Source organism: Gemmatimonadota bacterium (assembly GCA_016209965.1).
Taxonomy (GTDB): Bacteria; Gemmatimonadota; Gemmatimonadetes; order Longimicrobiales; family RSA9; genus JACQVE01.
This window is the reverse complement of record JACQVE010000148.1, coordinates 1-11056: the sequence shown is the minus strand read 5'-3', so window position 1 is coordinate 11056 and position 11056 is coordinate 1. Positions and strand designations below refer to the sequence as shown.

General features: G+C 68.3%; 12 protein-coding genes. All 12 read right to left on the bottom strand.

Annotated features, from left to right (window positions below; genetic code table 11):
* A partial coding sequence (locus HY703_06205) for a DUF1264 domain-containing protein (protein MBI4544765.1) occupies window positions 1-527 on the bottom strand: 527 nt, incomplete at its 3' end.
* A 188-nt stretch (window positions 528-715) separates the two neighbouring features.
* A complete protein-coding gene (locus HY703_06200; GenBank protein MBI4544764.1) occupies window positions 716-931 on the bottom strand; it encodes a hypothetical protein in 216 nt (71 codons plus the stop codon).
* Window positions 918-1235 (bottom strand): nucleotidyltransferase domain-containing protein, encoded by a 318-nt coding sequence (locus HY703_06195; protein ID MBI4544763.1) that lies wholly within the window; start codon window positions 1233-1235, stop codon window positions 918-920. Before HY703_06195 ends, HY703_06200 begins: the two co-directional genes overlap by 14 nt.
* 422 nt (window positions 1236-1657) lie before the next feature.
* Window positions 1658-1816: an SDR family NAD(P)-dependent oxidoreductase gene (locus HY703_06190; protein MBI4544762.1), complete on the bottom strand. Its 159-nt coding sequence runs from the start codon at window positions 1814-1816 to the stop codon at window positions 1658-1660.
* A gap of 26 nt (window positions 1817-1842) precedes the next feature.
* The gene (locus HY703_06185; protein ID MBI4544761.1) at window positions 1843-3789 is read right to left on the bottom strand and encodes a restriction endonuclease; all 1947 of its coding nucleotides are present in this window, start codon (window positions 3787-3789) and stop codon (window positions 1843-1845) included.
* Between the two features lie 232 nt (window positions 3790-4021).
* A complete protein-coding gene (locus tag HY703_06180; GenBank protein MBI4544760.1) occupies window positions 4022-4615 on the bottom strand; it encodes a hypothetical protein in 594 nt (197 codons plus the stop codon).
* 2 nt (window positions 4616-4617) lie between these two features.
* On the bottom strand, window positions 4618-5871 hold the full coding sequence (locus HY703_06175) for a DUF2791 family P-loop domain-containing protein (protein ID MBI4544759.1): 1254 nt from the start codon (window positions 5869-5871) through the stop codon (window positions 4618-4620).
* A complete protein-coding gene (locus HY703_06170) occupies window positions 5868-6842 on the bottom strand; it encodes a DUF2791 family P-loop domain-containing protein (GenBank protein MBI4544758.1) in 975 nt (324 codons plus the stop codon). Before HY703_06170 ends, HY703_06175 begins: the two co-directional genes overlap by 4 nt.
* Complete coding sequence (locus tag HY703_06165) at window positions 6839-7477, bottom strand: hypothetical protein (GenBank protein ID MBI4544757.1); 639 nt, start codon at window positions 7475-7477, stop codon at window positions 6839-6841. Before HY703_06165 ends, HY703_06170 begins: the two co-directional genes overlap by 4 nt.
* 403 nt (window positions 7478-7880) lie before the next feature.
* Complete coding sequence (locus tag HY703_06160; protein ID MBI4544756.1) at window positions 7881-8864, bottom strand: lyase; 984 nt, start codon at window positions 8862-8864, stop codon at window positions 7881-7883.
* A gap of 94 nt (window positions 8865-8958) precedes the next feature.
* Entirely contained in the window at window positions 8959-10404 is a 1446-nt protein-coding gene (locus HY703_06155; GenBank protein MBI4544755.1) for a peptidase dimerization domain-containing protein, read from the bottom strand.
* Between the two features lie 19 nt (window positions 10405-10423).
* A complete protein-coding gene (locus HY703_06150; GenBank protein ID MBI4544754.1) occupies window positions 10424-10813 on the bottom strand; it encodes a hypothetical protein in 390 nt (129 codons plus the stop codon).
* Window positions 10814-11056 lie beyond the last annotated feature (243 nt).

Genomic DNA, 11056 nt, shown 5'->3' with positions numbered 1-11056 from the left:
CCCTTCTTGAACTCCGCTTCCGTCAGGTTCACGTGCCCCACGGATTGGGCGATGATCACTTTCCCGCTGGGCACCTTCTGGTCATGCGACCACAGGTGGAAAATGATGCCGTCCGTGGTGGCCACGAGGTCGGCCACTTCCTTGGCCTGCTCCGGGGGCAGATCGTGCACCTGCACTCGGCCGGAGGCGATCTCCTGCCGGTGGTCGTGCCAGTTCCTGTTCCAGTCTCCACGCGTCACGGCACCTGTCCGGGTGATGGACTTGGCAACGACGTACTCGACCTGCTGAAGCCTGGCGTTGGGATCACTGGAATCGTAGACCAGACACTCGATCACAGGTTCGGGGGAAAGGACCTTGCAGTAGTGATGGTACGGCCCCATTACCTTGCCGGCCACCACGTGCGGGGCCGTGACGTGGACGGCGTGGCCGTCCGCGGGCGTGGGCATCTTTTCCTCTTGCGCAGTGGCGGGAGCCGCCACCACGACCAGCACGCCCAGGGGACCGAGGCTTCTGAGGAACCGGGACATTGCTGCCTCCTTTCACGGAAAGGTGACACCGCAGGGCAGGACCCGCACGGGCGAATGCGCGCCCTGCTGATGGGTCGAGCGTCTCACGCGCCCGTTGTCCCCGACGATGTCGCCGCGTACGAGGGTCTCAAGTACCGGTAGCTGCACGACCGGGGTCAGAAGAGGTGCACGCGTGAGCGCGGCCGTTTCTATTCCTCCAGTTTCGTCTCGATTCGGTGGGCGATCTCCGCCGGCACGGAGTCCACCACATCCCGCGCCTGTTCCACCGCACGGCGCGCGTCCTCTTCCGTGGGCTCTGGCCAAGCTCCCGGATCCTGCGCCTCGACGGCCCATTCGGTCAGCTCAGCGTGTTCGGCGTAAGGCAGCCACCGGCGGGCCTCCGACACTGGGTCAGCCGCGCTCATACAGGATTTTCCCATCGCGCAGTGGCGATCTCAGCACGGTGCCCACCAGGTGGCCGCGCTCGGCGATTTCCTGCGGCGTTGAGACGAGGATATCCTTGGCGATGGCGAGATCCACGAGGGAGCGGCGGATGGCGATCGCGGCCGCTCGCTTGTCCGCGACTTCGCGCAAGACGACGAGGATGTCGACGTCGCTGCCGCGCTGCGCTGTGCCGCGCGCGTAGGATCCGAAGAGGACTACCCGCTCCGGCTGGAACTCCCGCTCGATGCGCTCGCGAATTGTTTGAATCGCTTCCGTGGCCGTCATGGGGGCCGCCGCATCCTTTCAATCTTCGCGAGCGTTGCCCAATCCGGAGCTCAGAGCAGGTTACTCAGCGCGTTCCCACCGCGCAACCCGGACGGGCTGGTTGAGCGCCACGTCCCGGGTACCGCGAGTGAGGACTGCGGCCACCTAACGCTCCGGCAGGACGAATGGTCGATTGGCACGAAGGATTACGAAGGATACTGATCCGCGTGCTACTTCGGCTTGCGCTACACGATTCGAGCGACATCGCGTTTGCCAGGCCGCCGGCTGACTGCCATTTGAGCGAGTGGCCGCCGAGGCCAGCGCGGTGCTCTTCGAGCCGAGCAGGTGGCCGGCGCGATGGCGCTCCAGCGTCGACGACGATGGATTGCCCGTTGATGCCGGCCGCGGCGTCGTCACACAACGTGAACACGGCGTGCACGACCTCACAGACGGCGTTCAACTGTCACGCCGGTGCCCGCAACCTCCGCGGCGGCGGCGCGCGTGAAGCCGATCACGGCGTGCTTGGCCGCCGTGTAGGCGGCAACATGTTTGTCGGCCAACGCCCTAGCCCCGAGAAGCTTTGCGAGCGTTGGCGCGCCCAGGGTACCTACCTCGACGCATTTGGCCGCTAGCTGCCATGATCACGCGTTTCTTCCGCAAGTGCTCTCAACCGTTCGGCGTCCCAGAGTTTGATCCCGCACGCCTCGGCAAAGGCGCGCGCGTCGGCCGTAAAGCCGCCCGGCGCGGCGACCACGCCCTGGACCCCGCGCTCGAGCACGCCGTTCAGCTCGCGCACGATGTGGACGCCGACTGGTGCCTGCTGGCACTTGCACTGGACGTAGAGCAGCGTCTCGAGGCCCGTCGGGTCCGTCTTGCTGGCCCTGAGGTCGATGCCGCCGTCCCGCGTGCGCGCGGTCTTGACCACGAACCAGCCGAGCCGCCTGAGGACGTCGGCCATATGGCGCTCGAACTCCTCGCCCGACATTGCGGTGTAAGTGGCCGGCGTCGGCGCGGGTGGTGCGGCGCGGCGTGGCGGCGGTTCGAGGCCGAAGAGGCCGAAGAGCTCGTCAGGCGTCAGGTGCTGGGCGAGGTCGATCGAGACGTCGTCCACAAGATGGTCGAACAGCGCCTGCTTGCCGCGCAGGACGGCCTCGATGCGTTCCTCGATGGTCCCTTCGCACGTGTACTTGTAGACCGTCACCGGCAGGAGCTGCCCGAGCCGGTGCGCGCGGTCCTCCGCCTGGCGTTCGGTCGCGGGGTTCCACCAGCGGTCGAAGTGGAAGACGTAAGACGCCTCCTGCAGATTGAGGCCCTGCCCGCCCGCGCGGAGCGAGAGAATGAACGCGCGGCTGTCCCGCCGCTGCTTGAACGCGGCGATGGCGTGGTCACGCTCGCGCGAGGAGAGGTCGCCGACATAGGCAATGGGCCGGAAGCGCTCGAGCCGCCGGGCGATGGCGCGGACGCCGAAGCGTTCGTCCGCGTACTGGGAAAACACCAGCGCCTTGTGCCCCTGCGCGGCGAGTGCCTCGAGCCGCTCCGCCAGGTCCTCGAGCTTCGCCGACTCCCCCGTCACAGGGCAGAAGTTGCAGATCTGCTTCAGGCGGGTGATCAGTTCGAGGACATGCGCGATCCGGGCCATGGCGCCGAGCTCCTGGAGCCATATGACGCCGTCGCGCTCGGCGCGCTCGTAGCTCTCTCGCTGCACGGGCCCAAGCGGGAGCGCGGCCTCGACGACGGTCTTCGGCGGCAGGTGCGTGAGGACGTCGCCTTTCTTGCGGCGCAGTTGAAGGCTGGCATGGCGAGCGAGCAACCCGGCGCCGGGCGTGAGCCGCAGCGGCGGTGCGGGCTCTTCCCACGGGGTCAGGAACTCGCAGATTGAGGCGAGATCCTCGACCCGGTTCTCGAGTGGGGTCCCGGTGAGCGCCCAGGCGCGGCGCCGCGGCAGCCGCTTGCAGAGGGCACTGATCTCCGCGTCGCGGTTCTTGATTTTCTGCGCTTCGTCCAGCAGGACGACGCCCCAGACGCGGCGTCTCGGCGGGCACTGAGGGTTCTCGGTGAAATCAGACCGCAGCGTCTCGTAGCTCGTGAGGTACAGGTGCGCTGGCGCCCGCCACTGCCATGCCCGTTCCTGGGCCAGACCGCGAACGGTGCTCACGCGCAAGTCGGGCGCCCAGTCGCGCAGCGCCCGCTGCCACTGTGTGATAAGTCCCGCGGGAACGACGAGGAGCACCGCCTCGACGCGGCGGAGGTGGAGCAGGATCCGCAGCGCTGCCGCGGCTTGCACCGTCTTTCCGAGGCCCATGTCGTCGGCCAAGAGCAGTGCCTCGCGCTCGACGAGGGCGCGGACCCCTTCGCGCTGGTAGGGGAAGAAGTGGCCGGGCCACTCGATGGCGGACTGGCGGGCGAGATAGCTTCCCAGGGGTGGCTGAAGGAGGCGAAGGAGCCGGTCGGCGAGCGAGGGCTCCGCGGGCGGCTCGGGCTTGTCCGGCGGAGGTCCCGGCTCACGCTCTGGGAATTCCCGCCACTCCACGCCGCGTGCACGATGTGGCGCGCGGGCGGTCGGGGCGCGCGCCATGCCGCCGTCCAACCGGACGGTGCCGGAGCCCGAGGAATGGATACGAAGAGGTAGGGAAGCGGTCCCAGCAAGCGATCCGGCTGCCTCGAGGGCGCCAGCCTCCGCCGGTCGCGGCCACGCCAGAGCCGCTTGGCGAGGGGTACTGAGTCTGGGAGCGGTCAGCTGCACGAACCTGGGTGCGCCAACGCGCGCCGGCTCGGGCGGCACGAGACGGTCGAGCAGGCTGCGTCGCCTAGGCCGATGTCGTGGAGCCCACCACCCCTTCATCTTCTTTCGCCTCCAGACGATACACTTCCCGCAGACCCGTGGCGGCGCGCTCGAAGGGCTCGATCAAGAGCCCGCGCGCGGCGAGGCGAAGGACCATGCGGCGCGCCGGCGCCTCGTCGGGTGGCCGCCCGCCGATCCAGAAGACCTGGACCGGCTCGTCTTCCGACAGCACCTCCCGCTCCTCGCCCGCCGCCTGTCCGACGGGCGAGGTCCCGGCGGCCAGCCGCGCGGCCGGCACCGAGAGCTCGAGTTCCTCGCTGAACAGCTCTACTTCGACTTCGTCGGCGAGGCAGAGCAGCACGGAGGGGACGCGCGGGCAGATCTCGAATAGCGAGGCGGCGAGGCGTCGCGCGATGTGGCGGCGGAGATCCTGCTTCCGCCACAGGAACCGTTGCGGGACATCGATGCGGTTGTAGCTGAACTCGAGCGGTTCACTCCGCGCGTTGACGAGGAAGAGGGCGCCGAGGTATGTGCCGTCATTGTCGAGGGGCAGGAAGCGGAGAAAGCCGGCGGAGCCGAGGCTCTCGATTTGTTCGGCGTCCCGGAAGTGGATGGGCATGGTCAGGGCTCAGACTCCTCGACCTCGCCTTCGGGCGGCGTCTCGAGCTCGGGGCTCTCGGCGTAGTCGGTCTCGATCTGCTCGACCTCGATGTGCGGCGCGTAGGACGGGTCGAGCCGGCGGAGGTCCCACTCGTGGATCCAGGAGCGCACGTACTCCCGCATACTGCGCGACGTCAGCTCCTGGGCGCCCCGCACGTCCGGCGGCTGCCAGCCGTACGCCTCGGCATGGATCCGCTTAACCTTCCGATACGTCTCGTCGAGCGCCCGCTCGTCCTGCCGCTCGAGCGGGATAAGGCTCCGCTCGATAATGCGCATCCCCTGCTCGGCCCGGGTGGCGGCGAGGTCGTCGGCCGGGTTGTCGCGCGCGCGCAGGCGGTTCGGCACGTTCTCCCGGTCGTTGTTATCGAGGAGCACAGCCTGATCGAAGTCGCTGGTGATGGCCAGCACGGCCGTCAGCCCGGCGAGCGGCTCAGCCTCGAAGCCGGCGATCCAGCGCGCCAGCTCGGCGTAGGAGCGTCCTCGCTGGAGGAGCGAGTAGCGGCCGATCAGCTCGACCTCGTCCAAGAGCAGGACCCAGCCGGCGTACTCCGCCGCGGCAATGAGGCGCGCCACGAAGCGGAAACGCTGGAGAGAGAGATCGCGCGCCGAAACCTTAGGCAAGGTCCAGGTCGCCGGTTCGCCGGCTTCCCTAAGCTTGCGCTTGAGCTCGCCCACCGTAATCGGGTCTCCAGACCAGAAACGGATGATGCGCTCCATAAACTCCAGATCCGTCCGTAGGTTCTGGAAGAGGAACAGCGTGGCCGCGAAGCGCTCGTTCAGGCTGGACTCCGCTGTATTCACCCACTCATTGAATTCGGCGTAACGCGGGCTGTCGAAGCGCAGCTTTTGCGAGATCTCCGTCAGCGCCGCACCGCGCCGGTCCGGCACGAGCGCGTTGGCAACGGCCGAGCGGAAGACTTTCGTTGGGTCGTGGAGCGGCGTCTCCTTGCTGATGACGATCTTGCTGGTGACAAAGCCCTGCTCGAGCCCCTTGTGCTGGAGGTACTCGAGAAGGTGCGACTTCCCGGACCCGAAGTCGCCGCCGACCAGGAGGCCGCCGGCCGGTCCTCCCGAACGCACCGCGTCGAGCTTCTCCTCGAATTGCCGCTCGATGGAGAGCTGGGTCGAGCCAAGGGCGCGGACCGCGTCGCGGTTGGGGACCCCGGAGCGCAGCGCCTCGATCGCTCGACGTTGCGTGACACGGTCTGGGTTCATGCGGGCACGGTCCACGGCTCCGCGCTGGGCGAGACCCGGATCAGCGCGGAAAGCGGGTTGGTGCGGCGCCGGTCGTGCACCTCATCCCAGATGCGCAGCTTGAGCGCCTGGTAGACTTCGAGGCCGCGACTGAAATCGTTGAGGAACTCGGGAGCGCAGGCCACCAGCACGAAGCACGACGTGAGCTCGTCCGTGGCATCGATAAGCTGGCGCAGCACTTCGTATACATCCAGCACCGCTGCACGAGAGTAGTGGAACCCCTCGTCCTCGGCGAGCCGGCGGCTGACCGCCAAGCGCCCGATATCGAGGTCCAGCACCAGCCCGCTCCGGCCTGCTTTCGTCAGCCACCGCGCCAGCGAGAAGAGCATGTGCCGGGCGTTGTGGCGTACGATCTTCTGGTAGATGCCCGCGGGCTTGAGGGTCGATATCGCCCGCAGCGAGCCGCTGAGCCAGTCGACGACTGCAGCGCGCGCGTATTGAACGGAGGCGCTCCCGTCCACGTGCGCCTGGCAGAGCCGGATCATGGCGATGCGGAACTCCTGCGCCATCTCGTAATCCCGGAAGATCTCCTGCTGAAGGCGGCGGTTGAACTCGAGGCGGATCTCGTTCGGGTCGTAGTCGTTGATCCGGGCGACGATGTCGAGCGAAAGGTCAGTTTGGTCCTCAGGCAAACGAAAGCCCAGCCCCGCCAGGCTGCGCACCACTACGGAGTGGGCAAGGTCATTCCATGGCACCTGCAGCGCGATGGCGTGGAAAACTTTATCGATCATGTGGACCTTGACGTCGTTCGCGTTGACTTGGGCATAGACGTAACCATGCTCTCGGGCGGCCTCTTCCAGGCCGGCGTGCACGTCCGTGGCCGAGGCGCCAGCGGAGGGGACGACGAACTTGACCGCGGCACCGCCGGCACGGATGAAGTCGCCCAGGTATTCCGAGCGGGCGAAGGCGAGGTAGTCCTCGAGCCGAATCATGCGCGGAAGGAGATCCCGTAGTACATCTTGAGCCTCCCGGCTTTGGTCACGGTCGTGAGGGCGCCGGTCGTCCTGGTGCCCGTGGCGGCCGGGAAGCTGAGGCGGTACCCCTCGCCCGTCGCCTTGGCATCACTCTCGTCGAGGAGGTAGATGTCGCGCGCAAACTCCTGCTTCGAGTACTCGCGCGTCTGACCGGGCAGGAGCGTGAGGATCTGATAGATGCCGAGCAGCCGAACCGTGGCTCCCATCGAGCGCTTTTTCTCTTCGAGCGCTAGTCGGTAGGCGCGGAAAAGGGCCTCCAGAAACTGCTCCGGCTTGAAGCGGGGCTGCTTCTGCTGCCGCTCTTTCAAGTGCGTGGCCACGACCGAAGGACGGATCCCGCGCTCGCGCTTCCGGTCGATCTCGATCGCGCCCTCGGCCGGGAGCACGCGCACGACCGACGGGTAGCTGAGGATGCGCTCGTCCTGCTCGAGGAGGCGGACGCCGCGCTCTTCGGCGGCTCTCAGCAGTTCGGCCGTGTACGCGCCGGACTCCAGATATTGCCGCTCGTCGAAGCTCCAGCCCGAGCGGAGAGTCCGCACGGAGTCACGCAATGCGTCGGCAAGCTGCTCGGCCGCCGCGAGCGCTTTCTGCATGTCCCGAATTGATCCGACCGCCGCCGCTGTCCTGGCCTGTCTGCTCGCTTTCACTACGGCCGCCGCTGCGTGCGCCGAAGCCTCGGCATCGGCTTCGGTCCGGGCGAGCGCAGCCTCCAGTTCCCCCTGATTCTGGCCGCTCAATTCCAAGGTTCACCGTCATGAGGGTGTCAGACGAACAACACAAACGTTTGATGCTCCTGAGGTGAAGCAATACTTGCATTGGTGGCGCGGCCCCGCAAGGCCTACCCGGGGAATCACGGAAGCCTGCGCACCCCCAGGCCGCCGCAGTCGAGTACGGTGTATAAATCATGATGGTTTTGACGCCATGGTGGCCGGGTTTCGCGCACAAGGCGCGGGGCCCGGTTGCGCCGGCAAGGAACGCCGGCGCCGGAGCTGCTGCTCAGGGGAGCTTTGCCCGCCCGATGGTGTTCGTGTCCGTGCCGAACCAGAGCTCGCGCGTGGGCTTGTGGAAGACCATGTGGCGCACGGCGCCCCCGCCACTGGGGATCTCGGTGATGCTGAAGAACTCCTCGCTCGCGGGGTCGAATCCGACCAGGCGATTGGGCTTAGGCCCTGTTTCCACGAACCAGATCCGCCCCCGGTCATCCGCTGCCATGGCGTAGGGGCGGCTGTCGCGGCCGCCTGGCATGGGCCACTCGCGGAACGCGCCGCTCACCGGGTCGAAGCGGCCCAGGAAGCCTTCCGCGTAGTCGACGTACCAGATCCGGTCATCGGCCGTCACGGCGATACGCCGGCTGCGCGCCTCGCCTCGGGGCAGCTCGATTTCCCGGATCTGGAAGGTCACGGGATCGACCGTGCCCAGCTTCGAGGTGCCGAACAGGTTGATCCAGGGCCGGCCTTTCGAGTCCAGCGCAATGCCGTACGGCCGGGCGCGGGGGGTGGGCACGGGCACGAGCCGCACCACGCCCGTGCTGGTGACCAGCCTGCCCACGAAGTTGCTGCCCTGCAGCGTGAACCAGAGGTCGCCGGCCCGGTCCAGCACCAGGGTGTGCGGGTCGCGAGCGGCCGGGTCCGGCATGGGGTACCTGGTCATGGCGCCGGTCTTGGGGTCGAGCCTGCCGATGTGAGCGGCCCGGTTCCCCGCGTACCAGACGATGCCGGCGTCGTCTACCACCAGGTTATGCGGCCCCGTGCCCGGCTCGAGCTCGTGCCGCTGAAAGGCGCCCGTCCTGGGATCCAGGTAGGCCAGGTAGTGGCCGGTCTGCCCCACGAACCAGACCCGCCCCTGGCGATCCACGAAGGGATCCCGGGGCCGCGTGTTCTCCCAGGGCACGGTCCACTCCTGGATGTCGACCGGCGCCCGCACCGCGCCCGTTGCTGCGCCCGTCTCCCCGGCGGGGCGGGCTGCCACCGGGGCCTGCATGGCTGCCGCCGCGGGGGCGGCGCAGAGCAGGACCGGCACGAGCAGCGTTGCGGTGTGCCTGGGCTTCGTCACAGGGCACCTCATGGCGGATCTCCTATTGCTGGGCCGGTGGGGCGAGCTCCGGCGCGTAGACTTTCCGCAGCTCCTCATGGTAGCGGGCGAGCAGACCGGCGAGCGCCTGGTGCTCTTCCTTCACCGTCCGCCGCAACTCGGGCGAGGCGAGGAAGTCATAGAGCACGGCGGCCATGATCTGCGCGTCCAAGAGGAAGGCGGTGTGCCCCACGTCGGTGAAGGCGTCCTCGAGCATTTCGTAGGTGTGGTTGGGCGCCCTCGAGCTGTAGACGCTGACGCCCACTCCCGGGATGTCGCGGGTCACGAACCCCGTCTCCTCGTAGCCGCGCGGCCGCTGCGGCTCCGCGTTCAGCCTGGGCGCGCCCAGCTTGCGCGCGTAGGCAAAGGCCAGCTCCTCGAGCGTGCCCAGCGAGATGCCGTCCCGATACTCGCCGTAGGGCTCGATCTCGACCTGTGTGCCCGTGGCCAGCGCCGCGCCCCGCGCGGCATCCGCGATCATGCGGGTCATGTGCTCGAGGTAGACCTCGTCCGGGTAGCGAATGTAGTAGTCGACGACGGCGCGGTCCGGGACCACGTTGGGTGCCACGCCGCCCTCGGGGATCACGCCCTGGATCGAGGCTTCCGGCCGGAACGTCGAGCGCAGCCGGTCCACCGCCGTGTAGAACATGACCGCCGCCTCCAGCGCGTTCCGGCCGTTCCAGGAGGAGAGCTGGTGCGCCGGCCGTCCCGTAAAGACGTACTTCACCTCGTTGATGTTGAGGCAGCACACGCCGAAGCCCGCCCGTCCCCGGGCCGTCTGCGTGGTGGCGTGGCTGCGCACCAGGATGTCCGCGCCCCGGAACACGCCGGCCTTCCACATGATGGTCTTGGCCGGTGGCCCGACCTCCTCCGCCGGCGTGCCGTAGATAATGATGCGCCCGGGCACGCGCGCCCGCGTCATGTGCTCGGCCAGTGCCGCGGCCGCCGCCATCGAGACGGGCGTCTGCGCATTGTGCTGATCGCCATGGAAGGGGCCCTGCGTGCCGCGCAGCGCGTCGTACTCGCCGATCAGCCCGAGCGTAGGGCCGGCGGCGCCCGCGGGCGAGTCCCAGCTCGCGACGAACGCCGTCTCGAGTCCTGCGACGCCGGTCTCGACCCGGAACCCGAGATTCCTCAGCACCCTGGTGAGCGTGTCTAGCGCGAGGCGCTCCTGCCAACCTACTTCGGGGTGGTGGCCGATCCAGTCGCTGAGGTCCTGGAGTCCGCCCTTCCACAGCTCCTCGACTCGCCTGAGGAGCTGATCGCGGGCCGGGTCCCGGCGGCTGCTCAGCCGCTCGGCGAAGCGTGCCGGCTGGATGCGCGCTTCGAGAGCGTCGATCTGCCGGAGCACCTCGGCGGCCGCCTGTCGCTCCGTGGGGGTGGTCTGCGCGCCCGCTGCGCTCGCGGTGGCCGCCGCCAGTAGCGCGGTGTGCAGCCAATGACGTCGCATGGAGATTCCTCCGGGTGAATCAGACAACGGCGCGGCCGATCGCCAGGATGCCGGCCATCAGCAGCAGCAGTGCGCCGGCGCTCCCGGCCAGTGCCAGGGCAAAGCTTTTCTGTTCAGCGGGGCGGCGCCGGTTGGCGATCGAGGCGCCATGCGCCGCCGCAGCCGCCAGCAGCATGAGGCTCACGTGCCCGCTCAGCGCGGGGTACAAGGGACGCAGGAACAGCAGCAGGATGCCGAGCAGGAGCTGCACATCGAGCAGTCCCAGGAAGCCCCGGCCCAGCAGCGCGGCGGCCCGGTCATAGGGCTGACGCCTCATCCAGCCCTGCAGCGCGTAAACCACCATGGCAGCCGCCGCGAGCAGAACCAGGTAGCGCAGCCCGGAGTGCGCCTGAAAGATCAGGTCGGACATGGGTGGTCCGGGAGCATGGGGGTGCCGAGTGGCTATCGGGGGCGCAATCTAGCCGGGAGGCGCGCCGGGTTCAAACTCCGGGCGCCCCGCGCCCCCATGGAGGCTTGCCGGAGCGGTCCTGCGGCACCACGCGAGTGCAGCGCCCGGCCGCGCTCACATTTGGCGTCAGCGCCCCAACAGCTCCTGGATTCGGCTGTGTAGCTGGTTGATCTGGAAGGGCTTGGGCAGCACGCTGGACTTGGG

Bases quoted from the DNA above. Each gene is read 5' to 3' on its own strand.
- HY703_06200 (MBI4544764.1), bottom strand. From the start codon at position 931: ATGAGCGCGGCTGACCCAGTGTCGGAGGCCCGCCGGTGGCTGCCTTAC.
- HY703_06195 (MBI4544763.1), bottom strand. From the start codon at position 1,235: ATGACGGCCACGGAAGCGATTCAAACAATTCGCGAGCGCATCGAGCGG.
- HY703_06185 (MBI4544761.1), bottom strand. From the start codon at position 3,789: ATGGCGCGCGCCCCGACCGCCCGCGCGCCACATCGTGCACGCGGCGTG.
- HY703_06180 (MBI4544760.1), bottom strand. From the start codon at position 4,615: ATGCCCATCCACTTCCGGGACGCCGAACAAATCGAGAGCCTCGGCTCC.
- HY703_06175 (MBI4544759.1), bottom strand. From the start codon at position 5,871: ATGAACCCAGACCGTGTCACGCAACGTCGAGCGATCGAGGCGCTGCGC.
- HY703_06170 (MBI4544758.1), bottom strand. From the start codon at position 6,842: ATGATTCGGCTCGAGGACTACCTCGCCTTCGCCCGCTCGGAATACCTG.
- HY703_06165 (MBI4544757.1), bottom strand. From the start codon at position 7,477: ATGCAGAAAGCGCTCGCGGCGGCCGAGCAGCTTGCCGACGCATTGCGT.
- HY703_06160 (MBI4544756.1), bottom strand. From the start codon at position 8,864: ATGCAGGCCCCGGTGGCAGCCCGCCCCGCCGGGGAGACGGGCGCAGCA.
- HY703_06155 (MBI4544755.1), bottom strand. From the start codon at position 10,404: ATGCGACGTCATTGGCTGCACACCGCGCTACTGGCGGCGGCCACCGCG.
- HY703_06150 (MBI4544754.1), bottom strand. From the start codon at position 10,813: ATGTCCGACCTGATCTTTCAGGCGCACTCCGGGCTGCGCTACCTGGTT.